The 17060-nt window shown below is 67.1% G+C and carries 16 protein-coding genes and 1 pseudogene; 13 read left to right on the top strand and 4 right to left on the bottom strand.

Annotated features, from left to right (window positions below; all coding sequences use genetic code 11):
• Window positions 1-41: 41 nt before the first annotated feature.
• Genes ACTWQR_RS40010 through ACTWQR_RS40000 form a run of 3 tightly spaced genes read left to right on the top strand, consistent with a single transcriptional unit; the run spans window position 42 to window position 2322 of the window.
• A complete protein-coding gene (locus ACTWQR_RS40010; RefSeq protein ID WP_443232173.1) occupies window positions 42-1073 on the top strand; it encodes an NAD(P)/FAD-dependent oxidoreductase in 1032 nt (343 codons plus the stop codon).
• Between the two features lie 22 nt (window positions 1074-1095).
• On the top strand, window positions 1096-1437 hold the full coding sequence (gene fdxA / locus ACTWQR_RS40005) for a ferredoxin (RefSeq protein ID WP_443232172.1): 342 nt from the start codon (window positions 1096-1098) through the stop codon (window positions 1435-1437).
• A gap of 27 nt (window positions 1438-1464) precedes the next feature.
• The gene (locus tag ACTWQR_RS40000) at window positions 1465-2322 is read left to right on the top strand and encodes an amidohydrolase family protein (protein WP_443232171.1); all 858 of its coding nucleotides are present in this window, start codon (window positions 1465-1467) and stop codon (window positions 2320-2322) included.
• 135 nt (window positions 2323-2457) lie between these two features.
• Here the strand turns inward: ACTWQR_RS40000 and ACTWQR_RS39995 are convergent, their stop codons facing one another.
• Window positions 2458-3357, bottom strand: a complete 900-nt coding sequence (locus ACTWQR_RS39995; protein ID WP_443232170.1) for a PaaX family transcriptional regulator — start codon at window positions 3355-3357, stop codon at window positions 2458-2460.
• Between the two features lie 222 nt (window positions 3358-3579).
• Between ACTWQR_RS39995 and ACTWQR_RS39990 the strand changes: the two genes are divergently transcribed.
• The 4 genes from ACTWQR_RS39990 (at window position 3580) to ACTWQR_RS39975 (ending at window position 10715) form a co-directional block, all read left to right on the top strand.
• Window positions 3580-4104: a gamma carbonic anhydrase family protein gene (locus tag ACTWQR_RS39990; protein ID WP_443232169.1), complete on the top strand. Its 525-nt coding sequence runs from the start codon at window positions 3580-3582 to the stop codon at window positions 4102-4104.
• Window positions 4105-4143: 39 nt separating this feature from the next.
• The gene (gene paaZ / locus ACTWQR_RS39985) at window positions 4144-5736 is read left to right on the top strand and encodes a phenylacetic acid degradation bifunctional protein PaaZ (RefSeq protein WP_443232168.1); all 1593 of its coding nucleotides are present in this window, start codon (window positions 4144-4146) and stop codon (window positions 5734-5736) included.
• Between the two features lie 375 nt (window positions 5737-6111).
• Window positions 6112-6831, top strand: a complete 720-nt coding sequence (locus ACTWQR_RS39980; protein WP_443232167.1) for a transposase — start codon at window positions 6112-6114, stop codon at window positions 6829-6831.
• Window positions 6832-7148: 317 nt separating this feature from the next.
• Window positions 7149-10715 (top strand): CHAT domain-containing protein, encoded by a 3567-nt coding sequence (locus ACTWQR_RS39975; RefSeq protein ID WP_443232166.1) that lies wholly within the window; start codon window positions 7149-7151, stop codon window positions 10713-10715.
• A gap of 686 nt (window positions 10716-11401) precedes the next feature.
• Here the strand turns inward: ACTWQR_RS39975 and ACTWQR_RS39970 are convergent.
• Entirely contained in the window at window positions 11402-11785 is a 384-nt protein-coding gene (locus tag ACTWQR_RS39970; RefSeq protein WP_443232165.1) for a hypothetical protein, read from the bottom strand.
• Between the two features lie 396 nt (window positions 11786-12181).
• Between ACTWQR_RS39970 and ACTWQR_RS39965 the strand changes: the two are divergent.
• The 6 genes and pseudogenes from ACTWQR_RS39965 to ACTWQR_RS39940 form a co-directional block, all read left to right on the top strand.
• Window positions 12182-12259, top strand: a pseudogene (locus ACTWQR_RS39965) (hypothetical protein); the annotation flags it as partial.
• A 207-nt stretch (window positions 12260-12466) separates the two neighbouring features.
• On the top strand, window positions 12467-12736 hold the full coding sequence (locus ACTWQR_RS39960) for a hypothetical protein (RefSeq protein WP_443232187.1): 270 nt from the start codon (window positions 12467-12469) through the stop codon (window positions 12734-12736).
• 572 nt (window positions 12737-13308) lie between these two features.
• Window positions 13309-13986, top strand: coding sequence for a PIG-L deacetylase family protein (locus ACTWQR_RS39955; protein ID WP_443232164.1), 678 nt, complete (start codon window positions 13309-13311; stop codon window positions 13984-13986).
• Between the two features lie 8 nt (window positions 13987-13994).
• Window positions 13995-14648 (top strand): WbqC family protein, encoded by a 654-nt coding sequence (locus tag ACTWQR_RS39950; protein WP_443232163.1) that lies wholly within the window; start codon window positions 13995-13997, stop codon window positions 14646-14648.
• Between the two features lie 77 nt (window positions 14649-14725).
• Window positions 14726-15319, top strand: a complete 594-nt coding sequence (locus tag ACTWQR_RS39945; RefSeq protein ID WP_443232162.1) for a hypothetical protein — start codon at window positions 14726-14728, stop codon at window positions 15317-15319.
• Window positions 15319-16194 carry a Gfo/Idh/MocA family protein gene (locus ACTWQR_RS39940; protein WP_443232161.1) on the top strand — a complete coding sequence of 292 codons (876 nt, stop codon included), beginning with the start codon at window positions 15319-15321 and terminating at the stop codon, window positions 16192-16194. Before ACTWQR_RS39945 ends, ACTWQR_RS39940 begins: the two co-directional genes overlap by 1 nt.
• Here ACTWQR_RS39940 and ACTWQR_RS39935 read toward each other — a convergent pair.
• Complete coding sequence (locus ACTWQR_RS39935; protein WP_443232160.1) at window positions 16147-16377, bottom strand: hypothetical protein; 231 nt, start codon at window positions 16375-16377, stop codon at window positions 16147-16149. The genes ACTWQR_RS39940 and ACTWQR_RS39935 overlap by 48 nt on opposite strands.
• Window positions 16334-16819, bottom strand: a complete 486-nt coding sequence (locus tag ACTWQR_RS39930; protein WP_443232185.1) for a glycosyltransferase family 25 protein — start codon at window positions 16817-16819, stop codon at window positions 16334-16336. Before ACTWQR_RS39930 ends, ACTWQR_RS39935 begins: the two co-directional genes overlap by 44 nt.
• Between the last annotated feature and the right edge of the window lie 241 nt (window positions 16820-17060).

The raw sequence follows: 17060 nt of genomic DNA, 5'->3' as shown, positions 1-17060 counted from the left end.
CGGCAAGTCACTCTCTTCCCCCTGCACCAAGGAGGACGTGCATGTCCCCGTGCCCCGCGGATCACAGCACGGATCTGCTCATCGTGGGAGCCGGCCCCACCGGCCTGTTCGCTGCCTACTACGCCGGTTTCCGCGGTCTGTCGGTGACCGTGCTGGACTCGCTGCCCGAGCCCGGTGGCCAGATCAACGCCATGTACCCGGAGAAGCAGATCTTCGACATCGCCGGATTCCCGGCGGTACGGGGACGCGAACTCGTGGACCGGCTCCTGGAGCAGGCCGCACCGTACGACCCGTGCTATCTGCTCGGCCACCGGGCCGAGACGATGGAGCGGATCCCCGGGGCCGGCGGCGGGCCGGACACGTTCACCGTGACGACGCACCAAGGGGCGCGGGTGCGGGCCAGGGCCGTGCTCATCACCGGCGGCATCGGCACCTTCACACCCCGCCCTCTGCCGGCTGCCGCCGCGTACGAGGGACCCGGGCCGGCGTACTTCGTGCGCAGGCCGGACGACTACGCGGGCCGGGACGTGGTGATCGTCGGGGGCGGTGACAGCGCCTTCGACTGGGCCCTCACCCTGCACCCACTGGCCGCCTCCGTGACCCTGGTCCACCGCCGCGACACCTTCCGTGCGCACCCGGCCACCGTGGCCGCCGTACGGGCCGCGGGCGTGGAGATCCTCACCGAAGCCGAGCTGTCGAAGGTCATCGGCGACGGCGGGGACATCGAGGCCGTGGAGATCACCCGGCGCGACGGGCAGACGCACCGCCTGCCCTGCCGGGGGATCATCGCCGCCCTCGGTTTCACCGCCAACCTCGGCCCGCTGCTCGGCTGGGGCATCGACATCGCCCACCGGCGCCACATCCCGGTCGATTCGGCCATGCGGACCTCTCTCCCGGGGGTCTACGCGGCCGGGGACATCAACGACTACCCCGGCAAGGTGCGGCTGATCGCGGTCGGCTTCGGGGAAGCGGCGACCGCCGTCAACAACGCCGCGCACCACATCGACCCCGAGCAGCCGGTGTTCCCCGGCCACTCCACCGACGTATCCACGCCTGCCCCCGCCGTCGCGTAGCACCGAAGAGGACCGATAGCCCATGCCCTACGTCATAGCCGAGCCGTGCATCGACGTCATGGACCGCTCCTGTATGGAGGAGTGCCCCGTCGACTGCATCTACGAAGGCGACCGCAAGCTCTATATCAACCCGATGGAATGCATCGACTGTGGCAACTGTGAGCCCGTCTGCCCGGTCCAGGCGATCTCCCAGGACCGCCGGGTGCCACCGGAGCTGAAGGACTTCGTCGCCGACAACAAGCGGTTCTTCACCGAGTCCCTGCCGGGCCGCGACGAGCCGATCGGCCTGCCGGGCGGCGCCGCCGGCCACGGCCCGGTCGGCGCGGACACCGAACTCGTCGCCGGGTACGACCCGCGCGGCTGACCCATCGGCACATCCCGAGGAGGCGCAGTGATCGACGGCGAGATCGTGGTCGACGCGCACGTCCACGCCCCAAGGTTGTCCACACTCAAACCGGCCTGGTTCGAGTGGGCGGACACGTTCTCCGGCGACCACCCGTGGCGCGACGCCTACGACGAGCGGGGCGACCCCGTTCCCGAGCGGCTGGACGCCCTGCTGGAGTCCGAGGGCGTGGACCGTGCGCTGCTGTTCTGTGAGTACAGCCCACGCGCCACCGGGATCCAGCCGATCGAGGACCTACTGCCGATCGTCGCGTACAACCCGGTCCGCTTCCGCCTGGTGGCAAACGTCAATCCGCACCTGCACCACCCGCTGGTGGCAGAGGCCGAACGCCAGCTGGACTTGGGCGCGGTCGCGCTCAAACTGCACCCCGTGCACGGCGGATTCGACCCGGCCGACAAGGAGTTCTACCCGCTGTACGCGCTCTGCGCCGAACGCGGCGTCCCGGTCGTCGTGCACTCGGGCACCTCCAGCTTCCCGGGTGCCCGCGCCCGGTACGGTGATCCGCAGCTCCTGCTCGACGCCGTGGAGGACTTCCCGGACGTGCAGTTCGTCTTCGCCCACGGCGGGCGGGGCTGGTGGTACGACACCGCGGCGTTCCTCGCCCTGGCCAGGCCCAACGTCTGGCTGGACCTCGCCGGACTGCCGCCGCGGAAACTGCCCGAGTACTACGCCCGGTTCGGCCTGGCGAGGCTGGCCACCCGGTGCATCTTCGGCACCGACTGGCCGGGGGTGCCCGGCGCCTCCCGTAACATCGCCGCACTGCGTGCGCTGGGCCTGCCCGCGGACACCGTGCGTGCCGTGCTGTCCGGCAACGCGGCCAAGGTCTTCCCGGGCCTCGGAGTGTAAGGACATGACGATGGGTCAGCAGACAGGCGTCATCGGCGCCGCCCCGCGCCTGCCGACCGGCGGGGCCTAGCGCCATGCCCCGTACCACGCCACCCCGGTAAGCCGGGCGGTACGGTGCGGTGCGCCCGCGCGATCTCACCTCTCGCCGTGCCCCTCGGCCAGCTCCTCCCAGCGCCGCAGCGCCACCGGACTCCACTCGGCGTGCCTGCTGTGGAAGAGGTCGGCCGCCCTGGCCCCGCTCCAGCCCGGGGGCAGCAGCTTCGACGGAAGCCGCGGATCGAGGAACGGGAAGCGGCGCCACTCGTGCACCAGCATGGTCTGAGCGTGCAGGACGGCGTCACCGTCGGCGGGGCGCAGCCCGGTGAACTCGTCGATGAACGCCTCGTAGCGGTCCTCCACCTCGCTGAGGTCCCAGGCGCGGGCCACCATGGCCGCCTCGCTGCCCACGGCACCGTACGTCGCGGAGAAGGACATCGCGTCGTCGGCAAGCCCGAGTTCCTTCAGGACGCCGAGCGCCTCCGCCTCGCGGTCGGCGTGGGGCGTGATCCACACCCCGGGCTCCGGGGAGCCGAAGCCGGCCCAGGTGAGCCGGGTGCGCACCCGGTGCCGCAGGTCCCGCTTGGCCTCCGGCACCGAGACGAGGACCACCAGCCAGGTGCCTTCCCAGGGGCGCTCCCCGCTGCCGAAGTCGTAGATGCGCTGCGCGCCCTCGGTCAGCAGCCGCCGCCCCGGTGGGGTGAGCGCCCAGCGGACGCGGCGTCCCATCCGCTCGGAGACCAGCCAGCCCTCTGCCGCGATCCGGGCGAGCGACTGACGGGCCGACTTCTCCTCGACACCGAACATCGCCAGCGCGTCCACCAGCGCGGAGGTCCACACCGGGGTGCCCTTGGGCAGTACGTACTCGCCGAGCATGGTCGTCAGCAGCGACCGTGCGCTGACGTCACCGACCTCCCGGCGCCGGCTGACCACCGGCCGTGCGCTCCCCGCGGCGGCCCGGTCGGCACGGCCCGGTCCGCGCGACGCACGATTCACCATGGTCCTTCACTTCCCTTGCTGCCGGCCGATCCGATGTATCACGCCGTCGCGTGACATCGACGTGATCAGCGTATCCAGGACGCTCCGGCATTACGGCCCGGAGCCGCGCCTCCCCTCAGGGAGCCCGCCCCTCCTTACACAATATCTTGTCGTTACGGAAAATATCAGTAGAGTGTTGCCGCGTCGGCGGGTCGGCCGACCAGGACGAGCGAGGTGGCAGCCATGCCGGTCTACGCCCTCGGACCCGACGAGCCGGACATCGATCCCAGCGCCTTCGTCCACCCGGATGCCGTCGTGATCGGGTGCGTGTCGATCGGCGCGGAGGCCAGCGTCTGGCCCGGGGCGGTCCTGCGCGGAGACCTCGGCGGTCGTATCGAGGTCGGCGCCCGCACCAGCATCCAGGACGGAACCGTGCTGCACACGACCGAGCAGTGGCCGACCGTGATCGGACCCGAGTGCGTGGTCGGCCACAACGCCCACTTGGAAGGCTGCACCGTGGAGCGCCGCTGCCTGATCGGGTCCGGTTCCATCGTCCTGAACCGGGCCACCGTGCGCGAGGGTGCGGTGGTCGGCGCCGCCGCACTGGTCCCGGAGGACTTCGAGGTCCCGCCCAGGACCATGGCGCTCGGCGTCCCGGTACGGCTGCGCGGGACACCGGTCGATCCCTCCTGGGTGGAGTACGCCGTACGCACCTACCGGGACGCCGGCGCGCGCTATCTGCGTGATCTCCGGCGCATCGACCGTTGAGAGCCATCGACCGCTGAGAGCACGAAAGGTGGGCCCGCCGTGGCCGCGAAACTGCACAGCTACCTTGCCGGTGACTGGTATGAGGCACCCGACGAGGGGCGTCCCCTGCTGGACGCTGCGACCGGCGCCGAGGTGGCCCGGCTCTCGGAGCGAGCCGTCGACGCCGCAGCCGTGCTGCGCCACGCGCGGGAGGCGGGCGGCCCGGCCCTGCGCGAGCTGACCTTCCACCAGCGCGCCGGCCTGATCAAGTCGTTGGGCAAGCACCTGGCCGCGCACACGGACGAGTTCCACGCACTGTCCACCCGCACCGGAGCGACCCGCCGCGACTCCGTGCTCGACGTCGACGGCGGCATCGCGGTGCTCTTCGTCTACGGCGGCAAGGGCGCCAAAGAGCTGCCCGACGGGCATGTCCTGCCCGACGGCGACATGGAACCGATCGGCAAACAGGGCACCTTCGCGATACGCCACGTCCATGTGCCGCGGCAGGGCGCGGCCGTGCAGATCAACGCGTTCAACTTCCCCGTGTGGGGCATGCTGGAAAAGCTCGCGCCGGCTCTGCTGGCGGGCCTGCCGTCCGTGGTGAAACCCGCGGGCCAGACGGCCTACCTGACGGAGCTGGTGTTCCGCCGCATCATCGAGTCCGGCATCCTCCCCGAAGGCGCCGTCCAGCTGATCTGCGCCCCACCGGACGGCATCCTCGACGCGCTCACGGGACAGGACGTGCTCAGCGTCACCGGATCCGCCGCGACCGCCCGCACCCTGCGCAGCCACCCGGTCGTCGCCGGCCGCGCCGTCCGCTTCAACGCCGAAGCCGACTCCCTGAACTGCGCGGTCCTGGGGCCCGACGCCACCCCTGGCACCCCCGAGTTCGACCTGTTCACGCAGACCCTGGTCACCGAGATGACCGTCAAGGCCGGGCAGAAGTGCACCGCGATCCGCCGCGCCCTGGTGCCCGCCGGCCTCATCGACGACGTACAGGACGCGGTGTGCGCGGCGCTCGGCGGCGTACACGTCGGCAACCCCGCCGATCCCGCAGTGACCATGGGCCCGCTGGCAGGACTCGGGCAACGGGAGGAGGTGCTGCGCGCAGTCAAGGCGCTCACGGCGGCGGCCTGCGTCGTCCACGGCGACCCCGACCGGTTCGAGGTGCTGGACGGTGACAGGGAACGCGGTGCCTTTCTCCCGCCGCTGCTGCTGCGCTGCGACGACCCCGACCGGGCCGAGCCGCACGAGGTCGAGGCGTTCGGCCCCGTCAGCACCCTTCTGCCGTACGACGGAACCGCCGCCCATGCGGTCGCGCTGGCCGCACGCGGAGAAGGCAGCCTCGTCGGCTCGGTCGTCACCCACGACCCCGGCTTCGCCCGCGAGGCCGTGCTCGGGGCCGCCCCATGGCACGGTCGCCTGCTGCTCCTCGACCGCACCGACGCCGGGGAGTCCACCGGCCACGGCTCGCCGCTCCCGCACACCGTGCACGGCGGCCCCGGCCGGGCGGGCGGCGGTGAGGAGCTCGGCGGCATCCGCAGCGTGCTGCACCATATGCAGCGCACCGCCGTCCAGGGGCCGCCCGCCATCCTCTCGACACTCACCGGGCCCCACCCGGTCACGACCACTGAGCCACCGGGCGAGGAGTAACACCATGCCGATCGCGACGAGCGCACTTCGGGAACGCACGAAGCCGCCGGCCGGGTGCCGATGGCGAAGTGGGCGGACGGGGCAGGCGTCTCGTCCAGCCCGGCCGGCTCGGGTCGGGTCGGGTCCACCGACTCACCGTCGTCTCCGGACACAACCGTCAGCTACATGGCCACCTGTTCCGCCTCTTCGGAGAGATCTGGTCTGCATGCGTCTTCTTGCTCGGGTATCCGCCATGTCTGGGTCTGGGCTGGGCTCTGCGGCTCCCCGTAGAAACCGACGACGAGCCAGAAGGTCACAGCTGCCGGGCAACGCGACTGGATCGGCTACCGCGACCACCAAAGCGGGACCTGCACCAAGGCGGGTCCCAACGTCGTCGTGCAGGTCGTTACCCGCCCGGCGCCCGAGCAGGACATCGACGCTCTCGACCGCATCCATCAGGGCCTGACCGGCCAGGGCTTCACGCATCTCGAGCATGTTGTCGATGGCGGCTACAGCGGCCCAGACAGTATTTATCGAGCCCAACAGCGGTGGGGCATCACCCTGTTCGGGCCCGTCCGCGACGACCCGAGAGCCGGACAGCGGCCGGGCTTTGCCAAGGAAGACGTCCAAATCGACTGGCAGGCCCGCACCTTGACGTGTCCGCACGGCGTGACCAGCCTGCCCTGGAAGCCCACCCTCGGCGACGGTCATCTCCGGCTGTCCGTGCTCTTCCCGCGCAGGGCCTGCCGCGAGTGCGATGACCGGATTCGGTGCACCGGCAACGTCGACGGCAAGGGACGCCACATCTTCCTGTTGCCCCAGCCTCAACAGGAGATCCAGACCGGAATCCGTCGCGAGCAGAAGACCGATCAGTGGCGGCGGCGCTATGCGATCCGCGCAGGATGCGAGGCGACGGCCTCCGAGACGGTTCACGCCCGCGGGCTGCGGCGATGTCGCTATCGAGGCTTGGCAAAGACTCACGTTCAGCACGTCCTGACCGCCGCCGGCGCCAACATCATCCGCCTCAGCGATTGCTTCCCACCCGGCACATCCACATCATGCCGACCCCGCTCACCCGGCCAATTCCTGCAGCTCTGCCAGCGGTTGGCAACTTAGAGATCACCAACAGCATCCGGAAAGTGATCCAGAACCACGATCTCACCCGTCGCCGACAGAAACGGCGCACCGGTAACCGGAGTCGCTCAACGACTAACGATCAACTACTCATCCTTTTCAGCCTCAGGTTGAGACGTTGAGGTAGAAGCGCGCGGGCGGCCCGGACGAGGCTGCTGATGCGAGCGATACTGCCGCGCATTTTATGTAGGAGCCACCAAGTTTCGAGGGTGGCCCTCACCTGTTCACCGCGTCTGCGGATCCGTATGATTTCCTCACTCCGCCCGTCCATCACTCCGGCGGACAGTGGAGGCGCCACGATGCTCACTCTCCGTATCTCGCTCACTAGAGCCCAGACGGGAATCTCCGTCAATCTTGCCCTTGCGGATTCCGGTCAGATCGAGATAGCGAATTCAGATTTCACTTTCGGTACCACCGGGCAAGACGACCAGAATATTCGCTGGTATCTCGAAGATTATCTCAAGTACCCTGCCGATCCGGCTCCTGCAATGGCGAAACGAATTGAGGAACGACTGCGCAAGATGGGGCAGAGTCTATTCTCTGAGGTGTTCGGATCGCCGAGGGCGCGATATATCTGGTCGATCATACGACCTTGCCTCGGCGAGACCAGGATTGAGGTTACCGAAGGCAGTCAGACCCCTGATATTCCCTGGGAATGCATGCTCGATCCAGAGACAGGCCGGGTTCTCTCGCTGTCCGTAGCAGCTTTCGTCAGGACCTATCCCGGATCCTCCCCGGCGCGAATATCAACCCCCCAGGGCGAGCACATCAGAATCCTCCTGGCCATATGCCGTCCAGCCGGAAAGAGTGACGTGGGTTTCCGCGCCGTGGCCAGGCACATAGTGGATCAGTTCCATGCAACGCCCTCAGTCGCCATCGACGTCCTCCGCCCACCGACCTTCGCCCGGCTGGCATCGATCCTTCAAACGGCCTCGGAAAGCGGGCGACCGTACCATGTCGTCCATTTCGACGGCCACGGTGGCTGGGAGAATCCGGGCGATTCTCCGGATAGCCTGCCGCGCGGGCTTATAGCGTTCGAGAGCACGTCCCCTCGTATCGGGGAATTCATCGATGGAAGCACAATGGGCCGGCTACTCCGGCACAACGAAGTTCCCATCCTTCTTCTCAACTCCTGCCGCTCCGCTCGGCGCGATTCCTTCGAGACTGCCGGACCCGACAAGGATGAGGGTGACGACAGCGTCGCTCACATCTACCGATCGTTCGCTCAGGAGGTGTGCGAAGCGGGTGTCGCGGGTGTGTTGGCGATGCGTTACAACATCTACGTTGTCACGGCGGCCCAATTCATCGGCGATGTCTATGCCGCGCTCCTCGGTAGCGAGACTCTCGGCGAGGCCGTGACCTCCGGCCGGAGGCAGCTGGCAGAGCGCCCACTACGGGAGGTGACGTCCAGCGCCCGGCCGTTGCAGGACTGGATCGTGCCCGTGGTCTATGAGGGCAGTCCGCTCGCCCTGTTCGAGATCGCCGGGCGCGCACCCGTGACACCGCCCGAGGATGCTCGGTCCCCGGAACTCACCGCCCGGCCCCGTTTCGGTTTTCTTGGCAGAGACGATGCCCTATTCGATCTGGATCGTGCCTTCACCTCGCATCCGACCGTGCTACTGCATGGCTACGCTGGCGAGGGGAAGACCGCCACCGCCGCGGAGTTCGCCCGATGGTACGCACGTACGGGCGGTACCAAGGGGCCCATGCTCTACACATCCTTCGAGTTGGGGCAATCCGTCCGCAGCCTCGCCGAACAAGTCTGCACGGCTTTCGAGCACGTACTTGACGCCCGTGGCGTCAGGCCCCATCTGTTCACGGAGAACCGGCGGGAGCTCGCGAAGAGCCTCGTGGCCGAGTTCCGGCCGTTATGGATCTGGGACAGCTTCGAGCTGGCCACGGATCGTGAGGACGACCTGACACTCGAGTACGGCCCGCGTTCCGAGCTTGTGGACTTCCTTGCCGAGCTCCGGGGCGCCGGAGGAAGGACGCTCATCGTCTCCCGCCGTCCTGAGCCCTGGCTGCAGGATGCGGTGTTCCGGGTGGCACTCGATCCCATGCCTCTGATGGAACGTCTTCAGTTGGCCCGGGCCGTGGCCCGCAGCCTTGGTGCAGACTTCGGCGGGGCGGCGAAATGGCTGGATTTCCTGCGCTATACCCAGGGCAATCCCTTCACCATCATCACCGTGCTGTCCCAGGCGCTGAAGTCGGACTCGCTGACCAAAGAGGACATCGACGGGCTCGTCTCCCGGCTACGCTCGGGTGAGGCTTCGGTCGGGGACGAAGCCGATTCTTCGGAGAGGGCTGCGGCGGCCGTCAATGAGTTCCTGACGAAGGAGTTCTCGCCGCCGGAACGACGGTTCCTCGCTACACTTTCCCTGTTCCGGCAATTCGTTGATGGCACCCAACTCCTCGCCATGAACCCCGTCCTCGCGGAGCATTATCCCGGAAACGAGCCTCCCGAGTACAACTTAAGGGAAGTTGTGCTCGACGAAGATCATCCGCTCCATTCCCTTACCAACCTCCACCCTGAAAGTATCGCCCCCCTTTTGTCTCGCTGCATGGAGGGCGGACTGCTGACCCCCTGGAAAATAAACGACCAACCACTGCAGAATGCATACTATATCCATCCAGCGTTCGCATGGCATTTGGCAAAGATCTTTAAGGACACCTTCGTTTCCACCGCCTCCGGATCGGGCCGCGACGTCGTCTACTGCTTCGTGGGCGCATACGCCCAGATGGGATCCACAGCGCAGTACGCCATGGCGGAGGAGTCCTCCATGCGATCGATGTTCCTGACGATATTCCAGGCGGAGGAACACAATCTTGGCCACGCCCTGAAGCTCGCGATCAGGCATCAGTGGTGGGGCTTCATCCCGGATATCGCAGAAGGGCTGCGGCTGCTCTACCGGTCCAACGGACGACTCGAAGACTGGGACCGGGTCGTCACCGAGATCACCCCTTTGCTGCTCGATGAAGAGCTGAGACCTCTGCCCGGACGTGAGGATCTCTGGAAGACCCTGATCCACTACCGGATCGACGTCGCCGCAACCAGGCGTGACTGGAGGCAGATAGTGAGCCTCGCAGGTTCACTTGTAGACCAACTGCGCACCCGGCCCGCCGATGCGGACGCCGTTGCGCATTCCTACTCCTTGGCGAATGCCCTAAAGGCGCGAGGCGAAGCACTGTCACTCCTGGAACAGGAAGGTGAATCACTGACAGCCATCCGGGAGGCCGTCGAGATCTACCGCAGCGTCAAGGACCCGAAACAAGAGGCCAGCGCTCTGTTCATGCTCGGGAACGTCCATCGTCGCAGAACGGACCCGGTGGGTTTGAATGAAGCCGAACACTGCTACTTACAGAGCACTCAACTGGGTGACCGCGAAAATGGAATCAACTGCCTCGAGCAGCTCGCCGCGGTCTCCTTCAAGCGCTTCATCAACCTCTCCAAGACGGTCGAGCCGGACTCAGAATTGATGATCCGCAACTACTTGGAGGCTACGCAGAGGTACACCGCGTACATCGCACTGCAACCTGAGGGGGACGTGCATCATCGTGCCGTCGGCTACTCCCAACTCGGCATGCTCGCCGCACGGGTGACGACCGAGACACCCCTGGCTATTGCTCATTTTCATCGTGCGATCGAACTCTTCGAGTTCGAGGGTGACCGCTATCAGGCCGGGCATATCAAGCAGGAGATCTCTACTCTCTTCGGCGTCGGGGGTCACTATGAGGAGGCACTCCTCTATGCGCGGGCAGCACTCGCAGACTTTGAGACCTATGGGGCGCACGCCAGGGACAGCGTGGAGTCGGTCATGCGTATGATCTCTGGAATCGAGCGGCTCATCTCGCAGCGTGACGGCTGATGGTGTCCAAGAGGTCTCCCGCGGTGAGTGCCTGGCCGATGTCCGGAATGGAGCGTGCTGCGCATCGCGCCCGATGGACGGGTCCTCCTCCGGGACCGTGCAGCCGCCCTGCGCAGAGCGGACAGCATCGGTTGTCTGCGGTAACGCTCGCTGCTAGCGCCGAGGCGGCGGCGCGGATGTCCTGGAGCGCGTTAGAAGACGACCACCTCCGTACGGGAAGTGCATTTAGCAGGTCCTCCGGCACGGCCTGACCGCTGAGGTGCAGTCCGGCCACTCCCGACACAGGAACCAGCACCAGCGGGCAGTCGCCCGTGTGTTCAACGAATGCCAGCGCGGTGTGCAGTCGCCTCCCCGCCGGGACCAAGGCGGTCACGACGGGTGCCACACAGCAGGGGCACTCGTATCCCGCCGGCTCCCGCTCGATCATGTTGGGCATCGGCCCCAGCGCATCGCCGTAGTGCAACGCGCAGTCCAGCACGTATCCCTTGGTGTAGGGAGAGATCATCCCGGCGGTCCAAGTGCACAACCACCCGGGCAGGTGCCCAGCCAGACAGCGTGGATCATGGCGGTTACCCAGGGCGTCGACGCGGTGGTCGCACAGATGGCAGCGGGACTCGGCATTCGTGTAGGCCGCGTTGAACGAGATGTTCGGATCGCGAAAGGGTTGGCTCACGGGCCCTCCCGCATCAGCTCCCGCCACGGTGCCTCTTCCACATCGCCCTCACCAGGGCTACGGCTTCCCATCCTGTGCCGAGTGTGGCCGCGCCGACACCCGCCCAGCGGGACCACGCGTGTTGGACCGAGGCGCTCTCCGGCGGCGCCAGAAGGCCCAGCATTCCACAGCCGAGCAGGACGATCCCCAGGTTGTAGGCAGTGGCGGCCCGGTGCATCCACCGCAGCCACAGTGCGAAATCATCACGCTGCTCCTGCCGCAGCAGTTCCTCCGCCGGCGCCGACTCGTCGGTCCACCAGCCGCGTAGCTCGCCCGGGCTGTAGAGATATCCCCTCCCCCGAAAGGCCAGTTGGACGCTCGCGATGAGCGCAATCGCAGAGACCGTCAGAAAGAACATCGAGGGACCAGGCCACCTGAACCGCGACCCGTCCGCCCCGAGCACACCAGCAGTCGCGATGGCAGCCCCGGCAAGAAGCGGCGCAGCGACGAAGTGAATCTGCTCGGTAGCCTGCGGCGCACCGAGCGGCAACGGTCGACTCCAGCCGTTCATCGATGAGGACAGAGCCGCTCCTCGCTAGGGGGAATCGGGCGAAACCCGCGACGCCCCCATGATGGCACCCCCGTCACGCACCGTCATCGGTTCTGCGCAACCTCGGCGGAACCAGCCAAGCGCCGCGTGCTGATGTGCTCGCCATGGTTACGGCCCCAAGTGCGGCAAGGTGGCACGTCAGGCAGAGGAGCATGAGCGTGTCGCTCCCCTCGTAGCTGAAGCCCGTGACTGTAGGGGAAGTTGATGGTCACGGCAGAGAAGAGTCGGAAGTTTGAGCCGGAGTTCCGAGTAGGGGCTGTGCGGATCATCGCGGAGACGGGGAAACCGATCGCTCAGTTCGCGAAAGACCTCGGGATCAACGAGACGACGCTGGCGAGCTGCATCTCGCGGACTCGTCGGCCGGGCGGGGACGGCGAGGTTTACCGAGAGCGAGCGGGAGGAACTGGCCCGGCTCCGCAGGAAGAACGCAGAACTGGCCAAAGAAAACAAGGAGTTGGCGATGGAGCACGATGTCCTCAAACGCTGCATGTGCCTCTGGGTGAAGTAGCTGCGGCGGCCCCCGCCACCGTGGCCGGGGTTATCAGCAACCAGAGGACCGAGTACGGCATCCCGCACACCGTTTCCTGCCGCGCGCTGGGCGTGAGCCAGTCATGGTTCTACAAGTGGCGCACGCGGCAGCCCGCCCGGCGTGAGCTGCGCGGGCCGCGCCTGAAAGACGAGGTCAGGGAGGTCTTCGACCGCTCCGGCGGCACCTACAGCTCGCTGAGGGTCTTCATCGAACTGGTCCGCCAGGGCTGACCGGTGTCGGTGAACACCGTCGCCGCTGTGATGGCCGGGCTCGGACTGTTCCCGGAACTCAGCCTCGGACACCGCCGTTACGGCTTGCACGCACCAGATCCACCTACGTCTCGACCGGTCCGCACCGACCCGCAGCTCTTTCCGCAGCGACTCAGCCGAGACCGGGCGTCGATGCAGCTCCCGATGCCAGGCGTCCGCTCGCCGAGCAGGTTCCAACAGCGGATCACCGAGGACACCTTCACGGCCACCACCGCCCTCGGCGCCCTTCCCACCAACGCGAGTCGCTTCCACGTAGCCAGTCGACCGGTGAGCCAACAGCTTCGCCGAGACTCGAGGGTGATGACGAAGAAGCCGAGCACAGCAGCCGCTAGCGCAGCGGTGGTGAGCCGTGCGGTCTGACGGTGCCCGCAACTGTGGACCGGGTGGCGGCGAGTGGGGCGGACATGGCCGACGATCTCCCGAGGCGGAGGAAGGGAAGGTACAGGGAGCAGTGTGGTTCTGGCCCCGAACACCCAGTAGGTGGGCCCTTTTGACATAGGCCAGACGGGTGGACGGCCGGTTCCCGGTGCGGGATGGTGATGCGGGACAGCCGGTCCGCCGGGACTTCGGGAAGGCAGATGGCCGACTTGTTGGTGCTCGCCCCTCATATGGACGACGAGACGCTGGGCTGCGGAGGAGTGCTGGCCCTCGCCGAAGACCCCCTGGTCGTCTTCGCGGTCGCACCCCGGGACAAAGACATCGAGATCGACGCCGTGGCGGAGCTGCTCGGCTTTCGCTATGTCGTTCTCCACAGTGCCGAGTGGGAAGCTCGGCTGCTCTCGCTGGACCGCCGGGAACTGGTGCGCCGCGTTGAAGGCATTCTGCATGCCGAGCGACCCTCACATGTCCTGATCCCGGCCCCCTCTCATCATCAGGATCATGTAGTCGTCTTCGAGACCGGAGTGAGTGCTACCCGGCCCATGTCCCGGTACGGGTATGTCGCACGGATGGTGGCCTCGTACGAATATCCGGGATCCGTCTGGGGGCAGGATGGACACGAGCACGAACTCAACTGCTACGTGGATATTTCCGAGGTCTGCTCTCGCAAGATCGAAGCGGTGAAACGCTATCAGGGATCGCAGGCCGGACGGCCCGTGGCGGAACCGGAGGTCGTCACGGCCTGGGCCAGGCTTCGGGGCAGCACGATCGGAGTCCCGTACGCCGAGGCTTTTCGCATCCTGCGCCTGGTCGACGAAGGCTTCCCGCGATGAGGGTGGCCATGCTCCAGCCCACCTATTGGGCCAGAACCCATGTATGGAACCGGATCATGGCCGCCGATGTGTTCATCTGGCTGGACAACGTGAAGTTCGCCCGGTCCTCGACGAAGTGGGAGGACCGGACCCTGGTCGAGACGCCTGACGGGCGGCCGGTCGTCCTCAGACTGCCCGCCAGAGGATCGCGTGACGTGCCCTGGCGTGAGGCTGGGCTCAACAACGGGTGGGCCAAGCACCGCCGGACGCTGCAGAGTTGCTATGGCCGTCGCCCCCACTGGCGTACCGTGTCGCCTTTCGTGGAAGAGGTCTACGCCGATCGCGCCGACACCATCGAGGCGGTGTGCTGGCGCCCGCTCTGTGCCACGTTCGCGCTGCTGCAGGTGTCCCGGCCCGTGGTGCGCGCATCCGAGCTACCCGTGCGAGGAGCCAAGGGCGAACTGGTGCTCTGGCTCGTCAAGGAGGTCGGAGGCACCATGTATCTGACTGGCCGTCCGGGCGCCTCATACCTGGACCTCGCTCGGTTCACCGCCGAGGGGGTGACCGTGGAAGTCCAGAACTGGAAGGCGCCAGTGACTCGGCACGGCCTGGTTAACCCCTCGATCATCCATGTGCTCGCGGAATACGGGCCAGTCGGCGCCAGGAGTCTGTTGGTCGCCTGAGCCATTGACGGGGCCCGATATGAGAAGCACGCTCCCCCAGAGAGAGTCCAAGGCGTCGGCCAGCCAAGGAGCAGACGATGTCAGTGTCATCGGTGGCGCACGGGTCCCCGCTCTGCATGGTGTCAGATGATCTGATCGCCGAGGCCGAGAGGAACGACCTCCTTGCCGAGGCCACGTGCCACCGCGCGCAGGCCCGCAGGACGGACCGACCCGACTGGCGCGTGGTGGACGGACAGCAGTTTCTCGGCCCTGCGCGTTTCTGGTACAGCCTTGAAGGGCCGCGCAGGGAAGCGTTGCACGAGCGGCTGGAACCCCGGGTGCACGCCCTGACCGGTCGGCCGCTGCGACCAGTGCAGTCCAACTACCTCTACTACGAGCAGGGGGACTTCCTCGGTCTCCATCACGATCAGGTCCGCTGCCCGTACACCGTGATCGCGCTGCTCGACGGACCTGCGGAACCCCTGTGCCTGCACCCTGAGATGGTCGGCGTCCCCGCCGAGCGGCTGTCCAGGTTGGTAGAGCCCGGAGGGCACACCGGGGGCTCCGAACTGTCGCTGAACGACGGCGTACTCGTGTTCGCAGGAGCCGTTTTGCCGCACCACCGCAGGCCGCACCGAACGGCAGTACCCATCACCGTCGTCACCTTCTGTTTCACCGATCAACCCGATTGATGGGGGCGCTGCCGGTCGGCTTGCTCGGTGCCGGCGCCTGGGCGTGGCGGGCCCATGCCCCCGCACTCCGCGCAGGACCGAACACACGCCTGGCTGGTGTGTGGTCCCGCCGAGCTGCGTCGGCCGAGTCGCTGGCCGCCCGCTTCGGCACGACCGCTTTCGCCCGACTGCCGGACTTGTTGGACGCATGCGAGGCGGTGGCCTTCGCGGTACCGCCATCGGTACAAGCCGAATTGGGCGTGCTCGCTGCCAAGGCGGGCCGGGCACTGCTGCTGGAGAAGCCTCTCGCCGCTGACCTAACCGGTGCCGAGAGGCTGGCCGAGGCAATCGGAGACGCCCGTGTGAGGTCCCAACTCGTGCTGATCCTGCGGTACTCGGGCACCGTGCGGTCCTACTTGGCCCGTACAGCGAAGGTCGAGCCGTTCGGGGGACAGGCTGCCTGGCTGTCGGGCGGCGCTCTGCACGGGCCGTCCGCCACACCCTGGCGGCGCGAACTGGGCGCGATCGGCGACTTGGGGCCACACGTCATCGACCTGATGGACGCAGCCCTGGGCCGGGTACAGGGCGTGCGCGCGCACGGCACGGTGGAGCACTGGAGCGGACTGCTACTGGAACACGAGGGAGGTGCCGTGAGCGAGGTGTCGCTGTCCCACCGCGTGCCGGTGCGAGAACCGGTCTGCCGTTTCGTCGTCTGCGGTCGCCGCGGTGCGGCGTCGCTGGACCCACCTGTGGTCGGCCCCGACTCCTGGGCGACACTGACCACGGAGTTCGCCCGATTGGTGCGTGGCGGCGAAGAGCATCCCCTGAACGCACAGCACGGCCTATACCTACAGCGGATCATCACCGCCGCCTGCGGGCAGCTGGGCGAGGGCTGAGTCCCGGGTGTCGCTGTCCTCCCCGTCCGCAGGCAGGTCCGTCACGAGCGGCGGGTCGAAGGCCAGGGCGGTCAGCCGCCGGGGAAAGCGTGCCCGGACGTCGGGCCGCGGATGCTCGGTGTACAGAGCGGGCAGGAACTCATCCACGGGCAGGATCGCCTGGTCGAGGCGTGCGTTGAGCATCGTTTCCAGGCCGGTGCGGCAAACGAGATAACCGATGGTGGCGTAACTGAACCCAGGGAACACCAGGCCCGGTCGCACCGGTCGGACAACGCCCGAGATACAGGAGGTCGAAGACGGGACCATGCAGGGCCAGTCGGTTCAGCTCGTCGAGGAGTACGTCGAGGAAGTCGGGTATCAGGACCACGTCGTCCTCCAGGACCATCGCATAGGGCTCCGTCTTCGCGGCGGCGTCCCGCCAGCAGGCGAGGTGGCTGAGGGTGCAACCGATCTCGCCGAATCTGAGCGAGCGATTCCACCACGCTCGGTCGGAGGGGATCCGCCACGGGAACAGCCGGTAGCCGTGCTGCTGCAAGCCGACGACGGTGAGGTCGCGCCCATCGAAAGGGCCTTGCCAGTCAGAGGTGAAGGTGACGCGCAGCTCCGGCGGGAGCACGGCCTCCATACATCGTCGGCGATCCTTTCGGCGTGTCAAATTCACTACATAGGTCCGCAGATGGGAAGCAGTGATCACAACGCTCCTGGTTTCTGTTAGAGATGGACACACACGCCCGGAACATGACTTACCCGGCCTATTGTGGGATCGCCTCCACCGGAGGCGGCTTCGGCAAACCGGCTTTCGGGATCGTTTCGCGGCATTGGGGGTATCGGTGTTCACCGAAAGGTTGCTGTGTCGGCCTGCCCCA

It is taken from the genome of Streptomyces sp. 2A115, from assembly GCF_052245575.1.
Taxonomy (GTDB): Bacteria; Actinomycetota; Actinomycetes; order Streptomycetales; family Streptomycetaceae; genus Streptomyces.
Note: the sequence above shows the minus strand (reverse complement) of the source record. Positions and strands in the feature narration are given on the sequence as shown.

What these genes read in the sequence shown, in the direction of transcription:
- ACTWQR_RS40010 (WP_443232173.1), top strand. Translation starts at nt 42, where the DNA reads ATGTCCCCGTGCCCCGCGGATCACAGCACGGATCTGCTCATCGTGGGA.
- fdxA (WP_443232172.1), top strand. Translation starts at nt 1,096, where the DNA reads ATGCCCTACGTCATAGCCGAGCCGTGCATCGACGTCATGGACCGCTCC.
- ACTWQR_RS39995 (WP_443232170.1), bottom strand. Translation starts at nt 3,357, where the DNA reads ATGGTGAATCGTGCGTCGCGCGGACCGGGCCGTGCCGACCGGGCCGCC.
- ACTWQR_RS39990 (WP_443232169.1), top strand. Translation starts at nt 3,580, where the DNA reads ATGCCGGTCTACGCCCTCGGACCCGACGAGCCGGACATCGATCCCAGC.
- ACTWQR_RS39975 (WP_443232166.1), top strand. Translation starts at nt 7,149, where the DNA reads ATGCTCACTCTCCGTATCTCGCTCACTAGAGCCCAGACGGGAATCTCC.
- ACTWQR_RS39970 (WP_443232165.1), bottom strand. Translation starts at nt 11,785, where the DNA reads ATGTTCTTTCTGACGGTCTCTGCGATTGCGCTCATCGCGAGCGTCCAA.
- ACTWQR_RS39955 (WP_443232164.1), top strand. Translation starts at nt 13,309, where the DNA reads ATGGTGATGCGGGACAGCCGGTCCGCCGGGACTTCGGGAAGGCAGATG.
- ACTWQR_RS39950 (WP_443232163.1), top strand. Translation starts at nt 13,995, where the DNA reads ATGCTCCAGCCCACCTATTGGGCCAGAACCCATGTATGGAACCGGATC.
- ACTWQR_RS39945 (WP_443232162.1), top strand. Translation starts at nt 14,726, where the DNA reads ATGTCAGTGTCATCGGTGGCGCACGGGTCCCCGCTCTGCATGGTGTCA.
- ACTWQR_RS39940 (WP_443232161.1), top strand. Translation starts at nt 15,319, where the DNA reads ATGGGGGCGCTGCCGGTCGGCTTGCTCGGTGCCGGCGCCTGGGCGTGG.
- ACTWQR_RS39935 (WP_443232160.1), bottom strand. Translation starts at nt 16,377, where the DNA reads ATGCTCAACGCACGCCTCGACCAGGCGATCCTGCCCGTGGATGAGTTC.
- ACTWQR_RS39930 (WP_443232185.1), bottom strand. Translation starts at nt 16,819, where the DNA reads ATGGAGGCCGTGCTCCCGCCGGAGCTGCGCGTCACCTTCACCTCTGAC.